General features: G+C 44.2%; 15 protein-coding genes. 9 read left to right on the top strand and 6 right to left on the bottom strand.

Annotation, left to right across the window (positions count from 1 at the left end; all coding sequences use genetic code 11):
* Positions 1-175 precede the first annotated feature (175 nt).
* Positions 176-742 (top strand): hypothetical protein, encoded by a 567-nt coding sequence (locus FN815_RS07755; protein WP_142454063.1) that lies wholly within the window; start codon positions 176-178, stop codon positions 740-742.
* Positions 743-995: 253 nt separating this feature from the next.
* Positions 996-1,502, top strand: a complete 507-nt coding sequence (locus tag FN815_RS07760) for a YdeI/OmpD-associated family protein (protein ID WP_142454064.1) — start codon at positions 996-998, stop codon at positions 1,500-1,502.
* Between the two features lie 368 nt (positions 1,503-1,870).
* Here the strand turns inward: FN815_RS07760 and FN815_RS07765 are convergent, their stop codons facing one another.
* Complete coding sequence (locus FN815_RS07765; protein WP_142454065.1) at positions 1,871-4,456, bottom strand: M14 family metallopeptidase; 2,586 nt, start codon at positions 4,454-4,456, stop codon at positions 1,871-1,873.
* A gap of 630 nt (positions 4,457-5,086) precedes the next feature.
* On the opposite strand from FN815_RS07765, the gene FN815_RS07770 reads away from it, so the two are divergent.
* Positions 5,087-6,343 carry an Nramp family divalent metal transporter gene (locus FN815_RS07770; RefSeq protein ID WP_142454066.1) on the top strand — a complete coding sequence of 419 codons (1,257 nt, stop codon included), beginning with the start codon at positions 5,087-5,089 and terminating at the stop codon, positions 6,341-6,343.
* Positions 6,344-6,824: 481 nt separating this feature from the next.
* Positions 6,825-7,451 carry a 2OG-Fe(II) oxygenase gene (locus FN815_RS07775; RefSeq protein ID WP_221930277.1) on the top strand — a complete coding sequence of 209 codons (627 nt, stop codon included), beginning with the start codon at positions 6,825-6,827 and terminating at the stop codon, positions 7,449-7,451.
* A 439-nt stretch (positions 7,452-7,890) separates the two neighbouring features.
* Here FN815_RS07775 and FN815_RS07780 read toward each other — a convergent pair whose 3' ends face one another.
* Positions 7,891-8,655 (bottom strand): DUF6962 family protein, encoded by a 765-nt coding sequence (locus FN815_RS07780; RefSeq protein ID WP_142454067.1) that lies wholly within the window; start codon positions 8,653-8,655, stop codon positions 7,891-7,893.
* Between the two features lie 275 nt (positions 8,656-8,930).
* Between FN815_RS07780 and FN815_RS07785 the strand changes: the two genes are divergently transcribed.
* Both FN815_RS07785 and FN815_RS07790 read left to right on the top strand, forming a co-directional pair.
* Positions 8,931-9,344: a helix-turn-helix domain-containing protein gene (locus FN815_RS07785; RefSeq protein WP_142454068.1), complete on the top strand. Its 414-nt coding sequence runs from the start codon at positions 8,931-8,933 to the stop codon at positions 9,342-9,344.
* Positions 9,337-9,621 carry a hypothetical protein gene (locus tag FN815_RS07790; protein WP_142454069.1) on the top strand — a complete coding sequence of 95 codons (285 nt, stop codon included), beginning with the start codon at positions 9,337-9,339 and terminating at the stop codon, positions 9,619-9,621. Before FN815_RS07785 ends, FN815_RS07790 begins: the two co-directional genes overlap by 8 nt.
* A 129-nt stretch (positions 9,622-9,750) precedes the next feature.
* On the opposite strand, the gene FN815_RS07795 is transcribed toward FN815_RS07790, so the two are convergent.
* Both FN815_RS07795 and dtd read right to left on the bottom strand, forming a co-directional pair.
* Positions 9,751-10,638, bottom strand: coding sequence for an alkaline phosphatase family protein (locus FN815_RS07795; protein ID WP_142454070.1), 888 nt, complete (start codon positions 10,636-10,638; stop codon positions 9,751-9,753).
* Positions 10,639-10,816: 178 nt separating this feature from the next.
* Entirely contained in the window at positions 10,817-11,257 is a 441-nt protein-coding gene (gene dtd, locus FN815_RS07800; protein ID WP_142454071.1) for a D-aminoacyl-tRNA deacylase, read from the bottom strand.
* A 419-nt stretch (positions 11,258-11,676) separates the two neighbouring features.
* On the opposite strand from dtd, the gene FN815_RS07805 reads away from it, so the two are divergent.
* The 3 genes from FN815_RS07805 (at position 11,677) to FN815_RS07815 (ending at position 14,713) form a co-directional block, all read left to right on the top strand.
* Positions 11,677-12,207, top strand: coding sequence for a YfiT family bacillithiol transferase (locus tag FN815_RS07805; RefSeq protein WP_142454072.1), 531 nt, complete (start codon positions 11,677-11,679; stop codon positions 12,205-12,207).
* A 230-nt stretch (positions 12,208-12,437) separates the two neighbouring features.
* Positions 12,438-13,427: a phosphoribosylformylglycinamidine cyclo-ligase gene (purM, locus tag FN815_RS07810; protein ID WP_142454246.1), complete on the top strand. Its 990-nt coding sequence runs from the start codon at positions 12,438-12,440 to the stop codon at positions 13,425-13,427.
* Between the two features lie 188 nt (positions 13,428-13,615).
* Positions 13,616-14,713, top strand: a complete 1,098-nt coding sequence (locus FN815_RS07815; protein ID WP_142454073.1) for a DUF2914 domain-containing protein — start codon at positions 13,616-13,618, stop codon at positions 14,711-14,713.
* Between the two features lie 118 nt (positions 14,714-14,831).
* On the opposite strand, the gene FN815_RS07820 is transcribed toward FN815_RS07815, so the two are convergent.
* Together FN815_RS07820 and FN815_RS07825 are read right to left on the bottom strand one after the other, a co-directional pair.
* Positions 14,832-15,044: a helix-turn-helix transcriptional regulator gene (locus tag FN815_RS07820; protein WP_142454074.1), complete on the bottom strand. Its 213-nt coding sequence runs from the start codon at positions 15,042-15,044 to the stop codon at positions 14,832-14,834.
* A 1-nt stretch (position 15,045) separates the two neighbouring features.
* Complete coding sequence (locus tag FN815_RS07825) at positions 15,046-15,492, bottom strand: hypothetical protein (RefSeq protein WP_142454075.1); 447 nt, start codon at positions 15,490-15,492, stop codon at positions 15,046-15,048.
* Positions 15,493-15,572: the final 80 nt, after the last annotated feature.

A 15,572-nucleotide genomic window follows, 5' to 3' on the forward strand; every position in this document is an offset into this window, starting at 1 on the left:
TTCATTATTCTTATCCTGTGATTTGGAAGGTATGAATTCAACGGCAAAATTAATGGCAAAAAGATTGAAGCCTTTAAAATATACCGGCAAATTCCGGGATGATGTGGTAAACGCCTTTCTTAATTTTTTTGTAGCTTTATAAGCGTTCGTCAACGACAAACACTCACCGGAAGCCATGCAAAAGCGAAGTGACTTTTATTTTAAGTATCCGCCCAACATACATGAGCTGGATTTGGCAACCATGGTGCATATGTTTCGCTCCCGCGGAGAACCTAAAAAAGCACCGGCCGGGCAGTATTTTGCCTGTGCGGTAAGTGGTGACTTATTGAAGGAAGCCAAATGGTGGTTCGGGCTACACTATTCCCAATCAACGTGGGATAAGATGCTCACCAAGGGCAGCGAAGGATTTCCAATCACCGACGTAGAACTGAATGTACTGGGCCTGGTGTATCAAAGTGAAGATGAGCCGCCACACCGCGAGTACATTGAAAAGAAATCCGGCGTTACCGAAAAGCTGGCTTACCTTATTGTAAACGACTTGCGCACCTTTGGTTTCCTGGACGAGGACGACAGCGGCTTTGTGCGCATCACCCCAAGAGGAGAGAAAGCACTGCATGGCATTGCCCGCCGTATCTACGAAAAACGATTTTTGCCCGAGATGCTCCGCACCTTCACCCCTGCGGATGAGCCTACCATAGAACAAGCACAAAAAGAAGACCAGGAACAGACCAGTTTGTTTTAACGTCAGTTCGATATAAATCTCGTCATTGCGAGGTATTCAGCGACCGAAAGGGAGCAAATACCGAGGCAATCTCCCAGATAAAGCCTCTGTGCTTTGTTCGGGAGGTCGCTTTGTCGGAAGAAAAACAGCTAAACCTAAAAAAGGGGCTCCTCGAGATGACCAGACTATTTTTACATCATTCTTATCTCGAACTCACGTTAACTTATGCGGATATATTGTGAACCTATCTTAACCCTATCAGCAACTCTTTCATATGGAACCCATTACTTTTTCATCCTACCTGGATTATCTGCCCAGACTTAAACTCCATCACGTCACCGTTCCGGCTGATATCGTGGATAAAGTGGGAGGCATCGGCACGCGGCTGATGTGTTCGGTGAACGGACATAAGGCTTTTCATGGCGGAATGGTTGCCCTGGGTGGTGGTGCCGCCTATATCACCATCAACAAAAAGAGAATGAAAGCGTTTGGGATTGATAAAGGCGATGAAGTGGAAGTAACCATAACGCTGGATCACAGCAAGTACGGCATGGAGGTGCCCGAGGAGCTGGAAGCACTGCTGGAGCAGGATGATGAGGGCGAACGTCGTTTTGAGATGCTAACGCCCGGCAGGCAGCGATACATTATTCATTACGTCTCGCAGGTCAAGAGCAGCCAAAAACGTATCGACAGAGCTATTCTTCTCATCAACAATCTAAAAAAACAGCCTGAGGATGCATTTGATTTTCGGGAGCTGTTGGGATTGCCACCGAAGGATTAGAACATCGAACAAGGAATGTTGAACATCCAATGCAGAATGTATTCCAGTTTTGTTCAAAGTTCCATATAAAAAATTTAGTCTAACGTGAGTTCGATATAAAACCGGTCATTGCGAGGTATTCAGCGACCGTATGGGAGCAAATACCGTGGCAATCTCCCGAATAATGCCTCTGAGCGTTGATAGGGAGATCGCTTCGTCGGTAGACATAATATCTTATACACATAAATGGGCTCCTCGCGATGACCGGCCTGTTTTTTTGTGTTATTCTTATGTCGAACTCACGTTAGTCTACCTCTCAACAAGAAAACTCAGAACGCTTCTTTAATAAAACGTTCTGAGTCGAATATTCAATTTTCCTTATTCGATATTCAATTCGCCGTGCTTCCACTGATGGTATGCCCAAAGAAGATGGCATTGGCAAACAGTTTGTTGGTCCCGTACCAAAAAGCGCGGAAATTGGGGTTGTCGGTCATAGCGATTACGCGCCCACTTCCCAAACGGCTTACCACAACGGCCGCCGTCCCTTTAATGGTTTCGTGATTTTCATCCGAAATGTAGCCACTGGCTAAAGGCTCATCGCTATAATACAAGGGAGTGGAATAGGGGTTCTCGCCTTTTTCTATGAACAAGGTGGTGTTGCGGAAAACGGTTATGTCTTCACTGTTAAAACCATATCCCAGCGGATGCGTCAGATCCAGTTTGGCGTTAAAAATGGTACCCCCAATGTACTGTGCACCACGGTCGGGACCAGATTTCACGTAAGGACGAACTTCGGTTTCTTCCCCATTTTCTTCATCCTCTTCTTCTACAAACTCGATGTTGGCCAGGCCAAAACTTTTTGCCCATCGAACCGCATTGCGATAGGTAATCAGCGTACCGCCATTTTGCACCCAATTTCGGATGTTTTCAGCAGCGTCATCAGAAATACTGTAGGCGCTAGTGGCAATCACGTTGTAACGGCTCAGGTCCATATCATCCAGTTCTCCTGATTTCAGAATTGATACCGGCATGTGGTAACGCTGGTCCAGCAGGTGCCAGCTTTCGCCTACTTCATACGAGCTGGTTCCGGGGCCTCCAATAAAAGCGATTCGTGGATTTTCCAGCATCTCAAAGTTATTACTTCCCAAATCAATGCCTTCAGGGGTTAAGCCGGTGGGCAATTCATACACGGTAATACCATCTTCTTCTGTGATGGTTTGTACCAGCTCATGTACTTTTTCCTGATCTTGTTGAATGCCCATCGGGATGACGATGGTTCCGTAATCAAAGTCTTTAGCACCGTCTGTAATAACTGACTTGAAAGTCCGTGAAGCCACTTTGGCTTTCACCCCTTGCGACAACAAACGATACAATGCCCGGGGAGCATAATATTCATCCCACTCAAAAGCGTAGGCATATTGAGCTTCATCACCAATAAGCTGCCCGGGTTCTTCTAAATCTTCCAGGCTAAATGCGTCACCGACCATGTTGTCATTGAAGTCGCGACTAAGTTCAGCAAAGGGCAAATTGAAGGCATAAGGCATCGTCCAAGCCGAGACATCATAAAACAGGCTGTCGGAAAATTCAGTACGACGTTCAAATAAGGCGGTAATTAATTTGTACTGTTTTTGATCGGTAGGAACCACATACGCCTTGCCGGCTTTGAAGTCCTCGTAATCCTGGTCCAGCTCATACACGTTGATTTGGTTTCGGACGAACATCTCGGCCATATGCTTGGTACGGGCCTGATCGGCTTCTTCCCCAAACACATAGGCAGAAATAGGGGCATTACTTGCCTCCTCAGCAGATTCCTGGTAAAACTCCCGGGTGTTGGCCAGCAGTTCTTCTCGCAGGCCTTGGGCGGCTTTCAGGGTAGAAAGCGAAGTGGCAAATTGGTTTCGAATGGTGAAAGGAAACTTCAACACGCCGTGAATGCTCTCCTGTGCATGACCTCGCGAGCTACCCTGCTCAAACAAGATTCCAATAGAACCATTTACATCCGGGTAGGTAGAGCCTTTTCCGTAATAAAAGTCATCAAAGCTTTCCTGGGAGTAGTACAGTGATTGAATGTCGTCCAAAGCATCTGCGTGATATTCGGCAATGGCGCCGGTCAGATTCTGGTTACGCTGCGGGGTAAGGGGATGGGTTCGCTGCGGAATGCCCGGCTGAAAGAAAAAGGTGGAGTTGGTTCCCATTTCATGATGATCGGTAAGAATCTGCGGTACCCACTCATGGAATTTAGCTACGCGCCCCTTGCTCTCGGGATGCTGCATCAGCAGCCAGTCGCGATTCAGGTCAAACCAATAGTGATTGGTACGTCCGCCCGGCCAGTTTTCATCAAACTCCCGGCTTTGGGGATCGGTTACCAGCACGTTTTTACTTCGGTTGGTATTGGCCCAATGCGCAAAACGGTTCAAGCCATCCGGGTTGATACTTGGATCCACATTGATGATTGTATTCTCCAGTATGTCGTTGATTTCTGAACCTTGCGCAGCCGCCAAATAATAAACCACAGCCAGCGAGGCATTGGAACCACTGGGCTCGTTGCCGTGTACGCTGTAACTCATAGTCACTACTACCGGCATGGATGAAAGATCCAGATCCTCAGAAGCCTCGGCATCGGTAAGCTTCAAATGCTCTTCTTTAATCTCCTCAATGTTGCGATGATTTTTAGGAGAAGTGATGGTGAGCATCAGCAACGGACGGTTTTCATAGGTTCGTGCGTATTCGGTGATGGTCACCCGGTCTGAAGCTTCGGCTACGGCGTACATGTAGTTCACCAGCTGGTCGTGGCGAACATGCCATTCACCCAGCTCAGCTCCTAAAATTTCTTTGGGTGTGGGGATGTCGGCATCGTATCGGACATCATCCGGTAAATAATAACTGAGGGGAACGGGGTCGGGTTGTACCTGGGCTTGGGTCATATTCATCATCCCAAAAAGCAACGATAAGAGCGCCGTAAAGAATACTTTCATAACTAACGTACATTTTTATTTGAGTGTTTATACCGCTAACAATAACGGCAGGTATGGTAGCAGTTCAAAATGAAAAATGCTTTTAAAAAGTTCTTGGGGTGATTTTTAGTGAGGCAGAGCAGCCGGAACGAGTACCAAGTAGTGCGATGGAACGAGCATTAGTGTCATATTAAGGGTAAAGACCTGTCAGGTTTTATTTAAACGCGCGTTGAACATTTGAAACAGAATCAAAACCTGACCGGTCTGCGAACACATTGAGGTTGCTACCAGACTGTATTACTGAAATTAGGCAAGAAAGCTACCAACCCAAAGAACCTGTGTCCCGCTGGGAGGGACAGAAAAATCACTTCAGTGATTTTACAGGGAGGGGAGAGAAATTGTATTTGCTCTATAATCTTTACTGGAATCTGGAGCTTCCGGGACTGCTTGATCCACGAATCACTCGGGGGAGCTTGGTAACGAGTGCCAGACATAGCGTTCCAACGCAGAGCGTAGGAACGAGTACGAACGAGTACGAGGAAAAATGACAGCAACCAACAATCAGTATAATCATCGAAATCAGCGATTGGTTCAAGAGGATGCAAAATTTTATGTATAATCCGCCGTAATTGATCAAACTACTTAGGGGACATGGAGTCACAGAAAATTACCTCAACTTTTAAATATGCTTTTGGGCCCGGACTCATTTTAGCCGCTGCAGCCATCGGAGTATCCCATCTGGTGCAATCAACCCGCGCCGGGGCCGATTATGGATTTACGCTGGTTTGGGCCGTGGTGCTGGCCAGCCTCATGAAATATCCTTTCTTGGAATACGGTCCGCGTTACGCAGCGGCTACCGGCGAAAGTCTGATTGCCGGCTATAAAAAACTGGGCAACTGGGCCCTGTGGATTTATATCATATTTACCGTGGGCACCATGTTTGCCATACAGGCGGCCGTCACCATTGTCACTGCCAGCTTGGCTGTGGAGCTTACCGGCATTGAACTGCCTTTGCTGGTGTGGAGTATTATCATCCTGATGCTATGCATTGGAGTGCTCTACCGGGGAGGCTATAACGCCCTTGATTCTCTGATAAAAGTAGTGATGGTAGTGCTAAGCCTTTCCACCATAGCCGCTTTCCTGATGGCTTTCTTCGATGGTTCCACTCCGGAATTACCAGCCGCTCCATCGGTGTGGGATGTAGCCGGTATCACCTTTTTGATTGCGCTGATGGGATGGATGCCGATCCCTATTGACGCTGCCGCCTGGAATTCCCTCTGGACCCTGGAGCGTGAAAAGCAGACCCAACATAAGGCCTCCCTCAAAGACAGCTTGCTGGATTTCAACATTGGTTATGTGGGCGCTACCATTTTGGCGCTCTTGTTTTTGGGATTGGGTGCTTTGGTGATGTTTGGATCCGGTGTAAGTTTTTCTTCTTCAGGAGCAGCCTTTGCTCAACAGCTCATCGATCTCTACACCCAAACGCTTGGCGAGTGGGCCCACTGGATTATCATTATCTGTGCTTTTACCACCATGTTCAGCACCACGCTTACTGTTACCGACTCATACCCGAGGGTAAGTCAGGAAATTATTACCGTGTTGAGGAATTCAAATGCCAGCACCTCCGGAGTCCTTTCCTATCGTGGACTCATGATTATTATCTCCATCATTTCGATGCTGGTATTGTATCTCACCGGCAGCCAGTTTACCTATATTATTGATTTGGCTACTTCGCTCTCTTTCCTCACCGCTCCCGCACTGGCATTCATTAATTACCGGCTGATTATGTCCAAATACTTTCCCGATGAACACAAACCGGCCGTCTGGCTACAGGTACTTAGTTGGCTCGGGTTGATGTTTCTTACGGCCTTTGCCCTGGTATTTTTCTACTGGCGCTTTTTTGTATAAAAATCGCCAATCGCATTTCGGTCTATCGATATATCGCAAATCCGGTGAATACAAGCACTCGAACCGGGAGGTTGAAAAGAAATTTCAAAGCAGAACAGAGTTAGTAAATTACTTAGAGTCCTTTACTTCGACCTCTCTAAATCTCTCCTTCGCAAGGAGAGACTTTTTCTGCCGTTTATAAAAAATCTATGCTTATACAACGATAATATGCCTTTTAGGAGTCTTTCTCCTTGCCAAGGAGAAAACAAATGAGGTCAAAAAATGGTGCCAGAACTCACAAAGTAGTAACAAAACAAAAATCGCTAATTGAATCTCGGACCGGGTGGTCCGCTTAGGCATTCCCAACCGGGTGGTTGGGAACGAGTAACTTTTGGACCTAAAATATTTTCAGCATCTATTCCGGCATATTATATTTCCCCATATCTTTTTCCGCTTCACTTTGGTGAGATAAGCTTTCCTTAAACCAATTTTTAATCCCCCCATGTTTTATTCGGATGACCAGTGGCTTTCCTGGATGGATGAGCTGGCTGAAAACGACTATGTTATTGCGGATAATTTTATTTCCGAGGATCTGTACCAATCCATCATGCAATATTTTGCGGAACTGGAACAGGCCGATAAATTGAATAAAGCCGGCATTGGCGCACAGCAGGATTTTACGGTAAAAGCAGAAATCCGCGGTGATTTTATCTACTGGCTGGATGAATCCCGAGACCAACCTATGGCTCCTTTTTTTGGGTTGATGGAGGAGCTAAATCAAAGTCTGCGACGCTTTTGCTACCTGAGCCTGCCCGGCTCCGAATTCCACCTGGCCAAATATCCCGCCGGCTCGCATTATCACCGGCATCTGGATCAGTTCCAGGAACGGTCCAACCGGCAAATCACGGTGCTTATCTATCTAAACAAAAACTGGAAACCCGGAAACGGAGGCGAGCTGGTCATCTATAAAGACGATCAGGAGATCAAAGTTGAACCCATTGCCAAACGGCTACTGCTTTTTAAAAGTGATGTGATTGAGCATGAAGTGCTCACCACAAATGTGCCTCGCTACAGCCTCACCGGCTGGCTGCTCAAGCAACCGGCGGAAGTAGGATTTTTGCTTGGGTGAGATTTTGAGAGATTTAAGAAGGATTAAAGATTACAAATTGCAGATTGAAGATTTTATGCCCTTTAGGAGTTTTTCTCCTTGAGAAGGAGAAAACAAAAGAGGTCGGAAAAATGGTTTAATGGCTAACAAAGTAGTAACAAACCAAAAATCGCTAATCGTATCTCGGTCCATCGATCTATCGCAAATCCGGTGAATACAAGCTCTCGGACCGGGAGGTCCTGACAGGCATTCCCATCGCGGACGTGGGATACGAGCTCTAAAAGTAAACATCTATCCCTTGGCACCATTTACCACCCCTTAATCCCCGCCCAAGCGGGGAACTCCCTGAAAAAATTATTCCAGTATTATCCGGTTTAGTAGAAGTTTGTAGGACAACTCAAAATTCATCATTCTCAATTACTTCAACATTCAATATTCCTTGTTCAATATTCGATATTCCTTACCCCACCAGCTTTTTCCACCAGGCCGTTCCTTTAATCGCTTCCTTCACTGCATCCCCAAAAGCGCCTTTGTCTTCTTTGATGTCCTCCGGTTTTAGCACTTCCAGCTGTCGGGCTCCGCGGTAGAAGCAATACATGCTGATCGCCATTACGGTATGGGCCAGATCTAAGTGGTTGAACCATTTGTGTAATCCTATTTCACTGGTATAGAAGAAAGCAGCCAGGGTAGCAAAAATCACTGTTAAGAAAAAGATGCGGCTGCCCTCGTTTCGGGTTCGCCAGTACACCAGGAAGTGCAGCGGAAGTACAATCAACCCTAAACCATAGGCGGAGTGTACCTGGATGAAAAAGAAATTGAGGGTGGTAAACGTGATGACGGCAAACGTAAGCAGTTCCACCACGTTGGCTACTTCCAGAAACTTGCCAAATTTATCATTAATCACTGGCTGCGCATGCATTATCGAAGCCCGTTCCACAGCCATCACCGCAAGCATACTTATGAGCCAGCCCGGCAGTTTCCATTCCAGTCCCACCGCATATTGAAAAGCATGTCCCAACACACCGCCTAAAAAAGTAGCTACCGCCATTATGGAAAAGTACCAGCGCATATATTGATGCACTTTTCCCTTTTTGTTCAACTTCTTCAGCTTATAAAAAGCATACAGGCAGACGGCGGTAATCCACAAATCCGTGAAGGTAACCATCGGCTCCATGATGGTGAGTTCAAAAATCTCAATGGATGGCTGTCCGGATGCAGATTGCATAGCGTGGGGATGAATTAATATTCAATCTAAAATATCAGAATTGGGGAGATTCGGGAATTAAAATTCTGAAAAGTTACTTGCTAAAAGAGAGGCCAAATAAAAAGCCCTGACAGTTTTGCCGGGCTGATTTTTAAGTAACTGGCACTAATATACGGCAGAACAGGTGCCTCGACCAAATCTAATTTATTACCTATAACTAATAGCAACTAATCATAATTTATTTGTAGTTTACGGCTCATTAATTTCAGATAAAGATATAACCATATTTCATCAAGATGCCGAAGAAGATAGGAGATTTAACGCTGTATACGGTGGATGATCTGCATGATATCCTTGGAATTTCCAAAATGACCCTGCGCACCTACCTCCGCGAAGGACGGTTGCGTGGACGCAAACTCGGTGTGAGTTGGTACGTGACCGAAGAGGCTATCCGGGAATATTTTGATGAACCCACCGAGGAAACCTCATCACCCAAAAAAAAGAAAAGTAAGGAAGATTACCGCTATATTGTGCAGGGGATCAACGACTTGGTAAGTGAAACCGAAGAATGTGAAACCATTTCCGAGGTCATTGAAACGCTGAATGAACAAGCTATTATCAGTTTGTTCCAGGTGCGCATTGTGGATCGCGAAACCAACGAAATCACCGAAATTGTAAAAGCCAGAGATTTTTTAGAACGCCATGCTTAAAAAGAAAGAGACCGGACTGGAAGAATATTCATTTGGAGACGAACGGGGCGACTTGTTCTACATCCTGGTAAACAAAAAAATTAGTCCCGACGGCATTGACATTAAAAAGCTAAGTGCCGCCGATCCACGAAATTTCGATGCCGTGCTTACCGAAATGGGTTGTATCCTAATGCTAAATGGGATAGAGGTGGATGAACTGGTCCGCCGCGGAGAGCTGGATAAAAACAACCTGCATCAAACCATGTTTGAGCTGGCGGAAAGAGAAGGGCTTTTGTGATGTGATGCTATTCATCAGACGAACTTTAGTCGTCGGATGAATTATCGTTATCGTCCGACCACTCAATATAAATGTCTACACTTGATTTTCCCTGCCTCAGTGGTCTGACGATTCTGTATTCTCAAAAGCCTATAAAACTCCCATTATCCCGTCTTTTACATCGGTCAGGCTTTCTACCTGCTGAAATTTCTGGGCTGATTCGCCCAATACAAATAAAGGAACTTTATTACGAGTATGGGTTTTGGTGGATAGATCTTCGAGGTTTCCGTGATCACTGGTAATCACTAGGGTATCGCTGCTTTTTTTGTGTTTGATGATGTGCATCAGGAACTCATCCAATGGTTTTAATACCCGTTCGGCCTGATCTTTTTTCTGGCTATGACCGGCTTTATCCGTCAGATAATATTCATAAAGCAGCAGATCATAATCCTCAGCCACATCTAAAAGTCGCAGACCGGCATCGGTGGGAGTAATTTTTGGGATGTCGATTCCTAACTTTTCCCGCCACGCATTTTGGACAATCTCTGCGGTTAGGGCCGTTTCATCCAGTACATCTTCGGTAGAATTCAGTTTCATGCTGGCACTTTTGGTCATAAGCGTGGTGCAGCTCCAGCGGTTTCTTTTTTTGGCGTGATTGAAAAACACCGGCGGATACGCATTCATGAAGTACGGCCTTTTCCCAGCCTCCTGCGCTGCATGAAAAATGCTCTCTTTCTTTAGAAAAGGTTTGATGCCCGAATGGGGAAACGGCCCGAAGTGCTTGCCAATTTCTTTAGAAGCATTTCTCCCGGTAAAGAGCGCCGTTTGTCCGGTTCCGCTTTGGGGAAGGCCTTCCACGCCCAAGTTGGCATCAATGGGTTTAAACAATTGATCGCTATTTGCAATTGCTTTGGCTTCCTGATTAAAAAAACCATCCGTCAAAACTTCAAAAGAGGAATAACGGTTTTGCGAGAAGGGATTTTCAGGTGCAGACTGCCCAAGGCCAACGCCATCAATAAAAATGAAGATTACAGCCATTATCAGGTGGTTGGTTTATTTTGAATCATTTAAGATCAGTTTCTCTTATGGTCATCCCTGCGCAGGCAGGGATCTAAATGTTGTCAGTAATAAAACGTAATAATCCTGTACAATAGTTAGATTTCGGGCATACGCCGCGAGATGACTTCGCCTCAAATACTTTCATTTTTTGTTAGGACTATTTTTCCAGGATGATCGTCACTGGTCCATCATTGACCAGTTCCACGCTCATCATGGCACCGAACTCTCCGGTTTGGATATGTAAATCCGTATTGGCTTTAAACCATTCCACCATTTCGTCATACATGGGCTCGGCTTTTTCAGGACGGGCGGCTTCTATGAAACTGGGGCGGGTCCCTTTATCCGCATTGGCATACAAGGTGAATTGTGAAACGAGAAGAATTCCCCCGCCAACATCCTGCACCGAGTTATTCATTTTGCCTTCTTCATCTTCAAAAATGCGGAGTTTAGCTATCTTATTACAGATCCATTCCATCTGCTCTTTGGTATCATCCTGATGAATACCAATAAGCACCAAAAGCCCCTTTTCAATGGCTCCTGTTACTTCATTATCGATGGTTACGGAAGAAGATTCTACGCGCTGAACTACTGCTTTCATACAATGTGAATATGTGGATTACTATGTGGATTACCTGCCTAAAACTATTGGATAACTTAAAAGCCCAAAAGTTGTACACAGGTTTCAACAATTATTTTGGTCTATCAACATTTCAAAAGAATAACTTTTGATGTTAATCACCCTTTGCTTGAATTTATGTTCAAAATATATAAAGCTGTGTATAACTTTTTAAGAATATTTATAAACCACTGATTTTTATCATCAAATATTCCACAATTTTATTCACATTCCTTAGATAGTTTTCCATATCCCTTGGGATAAAAAAGTTATCCACTTATCCACAGTCTCTACTACTACAACTAAAACTTATAAATCTCATACTGTTCGAATACTACCTGTGGAAAACCCGGAGAAAAATTTCTCAAAACACTCTTTTAAACCTTCTATATTTGAGTGTTATGAATAAACAATTTCCCATAGGCAAACTTTCATACTCACCAGACCATTCTCCGGAAGACCGTGAACAGTGGATTGATGATATAGCCTTACTTCCAGGACGTATCCGGGATGAAATTGAAGGCTGTTCAGATGATATTCTTTTAACTCCTTACCGTAAAGATGGCTGGACCGTAAGAGAAGTGATTGAACATTTAGCCGATAGCCATATGAATACGGTTATTCGTTTGAAGTCAGCTTTAGCTGAAGATCATCCAACTATTAGACCTTATGACCAGTCAGCTTGGGCAGTTGCTACAGGAAAAATTGGACTTCCATTAGAATTCACCCTCGAATTCCTGGAATACATTCATGAGTATATGGTTCGTATTTTCGAAAGTCTGGATGAAGATCAGTGGCAACGTACTTTTTATCATCCTGAATCTGAAAAATCATATACCATAGATGAAGTTGCAGCCCTATACGCCTGGCATTCCAATCATCACTTGGCGCATATTAGGCTAGTAACAGATGGAAAGTCATCGAGTAGCTAATGTTAAATTTAGTATCAATTTTTTAAAGGAGTTTCCCCTCCTTGGAGGGGATTAAGGGGTGGGTAAATGACACCAAAGTTTAAATTGTATTACTTAAACTAAATTCATTCAAAAAAACAGGAACCGTGTGCTTCCCACATGTATTCCCAACGAAGACGTTGGGAACAAGTCTTTAACCAACAATCAGTGCAATCAACGAAATCAACGATCGAATGAGTGACAAGAAACCAATGACCTACAAAGACTCTGGCGTAGACATCAAAGCCGGAGAAGAAATGGTGGAATCCATCAAAGGCGTGGTACAAGATACCCATGGACCCGAAGTACTGACGAACATCGGTGGCTTCGGAGGATTTTTTAAACCCGATCTGGGTTCCTTTGAAAATCCAGTGTTTGTGAGCTCCGTTGATGGCGTTGGCACCAAACTGATTGTAGCTTTTAAAGCCGGTAAATATGATACCGTTGGACAGGATTTAGTAAATCATTGCGTAAATGATATTGCCGTATGCGGTGCCAAGCCCCTGTTTTTCCTGGATTACTTTTCAACCGGTAAACTGGAGCAGCATGTTGGGGTAGATGTGGTAAAAGGATTTGCCAAAGCTTGTAAAGAAAATGGCGTTGCCCTGATTGGAGGTGAAACTGCCGAGATGCCCGACATTTACGATGAAGGAGAGTTTGATTTGGCGGGCACCATCGTAGGGATAGTAGATCAGAAAAAAGTGATTAATGGATCCGACATCCAAAAAGGAGATGTTTTGCTTGGATTCAAAAGTTCAGGCCTCCATACCAACGGATATTCTCTGGCCCGGAAAGTGCTTTTCAGCAAATATAATGTAGAAAATTACGTAGAGGAGCTGGGAAGTACCGTAGGGGATGAACTGTTAAAAGTGCACAAATCCTATTTATCCCTGATCACTGAGTTGAAAGATATGGATGGTGTTCATGGCTTCTCTCACATCACCGGCGGTGGTATTGTAGGCAACACCAAACGTATTTTACCCGAAGGACTGAAACTGGATATCGATTGGGAAGGATGGAAACGTCCACCGGTTTATAATTTGATGCAGGAAATAGGAAACGTACCCGAAGAAGACATGCAGGCAACTTTTAACCTGGGTGTTGGATTGATTGCCGTGGTTTCTGAAAATGAAGCTGAAGCTGTAAAGAAAAAAGCAGAGGAATTGGGGGAAGAGGTTATAGAGGTGGGAAGTGTGGTTTAGCTTTTGGTTTTGAATCTTGAGATTTGAGTTACTTCAAAATTTAAAAATAGGTATTGTAACGTAGGTTTGTAATACGACATTTAATCTTGTGCTTTCGATTGATCCCATTTCTAAATCTGCTCCTCCTGTGCTATCTTCGAAGGGCTTATTTTGATTCCATTCCAATTAGTTGATGCAGGTCGTTATCCATGATAAATAGGTTCAGGGCTTATGTGCGCGCCAACCAGCGGTATTTGCCGGTGGTCTTTTTTATGTGTGGTTTTTTGTGGGATTCACTCACGCTTGGACGTATTGATCGCCTCTATGATCAGATTATTTTATGCACCTACCTAACCTCACTCAGCATCAGCCTGTACCTGTATAATCTTGCTGATGATGGAAAATGGACGGAAACATTTTTAGAAAAGTATCAGGATTATCTGCCGCTGGCTATTCAGTTTTTCTTAGGGGGATTGTGTAGCGCCTATGTAATCTATTTTTCCCGCAGTGTATCCTTTTCAAAAACTTTTTTCTTTTTCCTCATCCTGGTGCTGTTACTGTTTGCCAATGAGCTGCTTAAAAAAAGGATTTCCAATAAGTACCTGCAGTTCAGTGCCTACTTTTTTGTGAATTTCACCTTCTTCACTTTTTTCATTCCTATGTTGGTGAAAAGCATGAACACCTTCATCTTTATGGTCTCCGGGGCCATAAGTTTAGGTCTCACCCTGGCACTGATCATTTACATCTACAATGTAAGCCCCTCAACCCGGCAAGAAATTCACATGGGTAAAATGTCGGGATTGATACTGGGTATTTACCTGCTCATCAACAGTTTTTACTATTTTAACCTGATACCCCCCGTACCTCTTGCCCTTGATGTTGGACTGGTGGCACACAACGTTGAAAAAAACACTGAGAACAACGAATATGTTGTTACCTACGAGCAAAATCCCTGGTACAAAATATGGAGAGATAACGACAAAGATTTTCATCACACTCCGGGAACGCGGGTTTATGTATTTACCTCAATTTTTGCTCCCTCCGAATTAAAAGAATCAGTGTTGCACCGGTGGAAATGGTATAGCCCGCATACCAACCAATGGGAAGTGATAGATGAAATCGGGTACGAAATAACCGGCGGACGAGATGGCGGCTATCGCGGTTACACCTACAAAACCAATATGATGGAAGGTAAATGGGAAGTAGATGTAATTACCGATGATGAGCTGGTGCTCGGTATTATCAATTTTGAGGTACAAATAGATTCAACCGCCCAAGCCCAGGATATGAGAACCCGGGTATTTTAGGCCTCCCATTAAAATCATGGTGATCCTCAAAATCCTTTAAATCATGATTCAAATAACGGTAATCGACTATGAAGGAGAGATATCCGGGATCTTGCATCATATTTTTTAAATCATCACACTAAATTTCATAAGTAAAAACCTCTTCCAGTGGCTTATCAAAAGCATGGGCAATTTTAAAGGCCAGCTCTAGCGAAGGGGAATACTTGGCAGCTTCAATAGCGTTAATGGTCTGGCGGGTAACGCCCACTTTATCGGCCAGCTCTTGTTGGGTCATCTCTCCGTGCATAAAACGTAGTTTCCGGATTTGATTATGTATGCTTCCTTCTTCCATGTTAAAAGCTCTTTCGGTAGTGATAAAGCATCGTGCCCCGTTTGATGATGCTGGACGTAAACAAGATCAAAAACAAGGCATGAAAAATCATATTGGGTTGGCCAAATAGTACATACTGGCTGCCCTCATGTCCAAAAATCCTGGAGAGAAATATTTGGGCGAGCATAAAAACAATGGCTACCATCAAAAACGAATAGGCATACTTGTGGCCGTATGCTTCAATTTTATCATCCCGTTCATCTTTATTGGGACGGTTTTTACTTTCGGTAAGGCCAATAATGAGTTCAACGGCCATGGCAATCCAAAACACGTTGAAGAATATTTTGGTGAAATGGTCTGAATAGTCGGGCAAAAAATCCGGCCAGCCAAAAACGAACAGTACATAAAAAAACACCACGGAAAAGGAGAAACCGATGGAAGTCCACGAAAGTATTTCTTGTTTTGACATAAGAATTAAGAATTAGTTGATAGTCAAAAGTTCTTTACGTGATGTAAAAAATATGTTACACACTAATTTCATAATTTTGA

This window comes from Gracilimonas mengyeensis, from assembly GCF_900182705.1.
GTDB lineage: Bacteria > Bacteroidota > Rhodothermia > Balneolales > Balneolaceae > Gracilimonas > Gracilimonas mengyeensis.

Coding starts and splice junctions, on each gene's coding strand:
- FN815_RS07755 (WP_142454063.1), top strand. CDS start 176: ATGCAAAAGCGAAGTGACTTTTATTTTAAGTATCCGCCCAACATACAT.
- FN815_RS07760 (WP_142454064.1), top strand. CDS start 996: ATGGAACCCATTACTTTTTCATCCTACCTGGATTATCTGCCCAGACTT.
- FN815_RS07765 (WP_142454065.1), bottom strand. CDS start 4,456: ATGAAAGTATTCTTTACGGCGCTCTTATCGTTGCTTTTTGGGATGATG.
- FN815_RS07770 (WP_142454066.1), top strand. CDS start 5,087: ATGGAGTCACAGAAAATTACCTCAACTTTTAAATATGCTTTTGGGCCC.
- FN815_RS07775 (WP_221930277.1), top strand. CDS start 6,825: ATGTTTTATTCGGATGACCAGTGGCTTTCCTGGATGGATGAGCTGGCT.
- FN815_RS07780 (WP_142454067.1), bottom strand. CDS start 8,655: ATGCAATCTGCATCCGGACAGCCATCCATTGAGATTTTTGAACTCACC.
- FN815_RS07785 (WP_142454068.1), top strand. CDS start 8,931: ATGCCGAAGAAGATAGGAGATTTAACGCTGTATACGGTGGATGATCTG.
- FN815_RS07790 (WP_142454069.1), top strand. CDS start 9,337: ATGCTTAAAAAGAAAGAGACCGGACTGGAAGAATATTCATTTGGAGAC.
- FN815_RS07795 (WP_142454070.1), bottom strand. CDS start 10,638: ATGGCTGTAATCTTCATTTTTATTGATGGCGTTGGCCTTGGGCAGTCT.
- dtd (WP_142454071.1), bottom strand. CDS start 11,257: ATGAAAGCAGTAGTTCAGCGCGTAGAATCTTCTTCCGTAACCATCGAT.
- FN815_RS07805 (WP_142454072.1), top strand. CDS start 11,677: ATGAATAAACAATTTCCCATAGGCAAACTTTCATACTCACCAGACCAT.
- purM (WP_142454246.1), top strand. CDS start 12,438: ATGACCTACAAAGACTCTGGCGTAGACATCAAAGCCGGAGAAGAAATG.
- FN815_RS07815 (WP_142454073.1), top strand. CDS start 13,616: ATGATAAATAGGTTCAGGGCTTATGTGCGCGCCAACCAGCGGTATTTG.
- FN815_RS07820 (WP_142454074.1), bottom strand. CDS start 15,044: ATGGAAGAAGGAAGCATACATAATCAAATCCGGAAACTACGTTTTATG.
- FN815_RS07825 (WP_142454075.1), bottom strand. CDS start 15,492: ATGTCAAAACAAGAAATACTTTCGTGGACTTCCATCGGTTTCTCCTTT.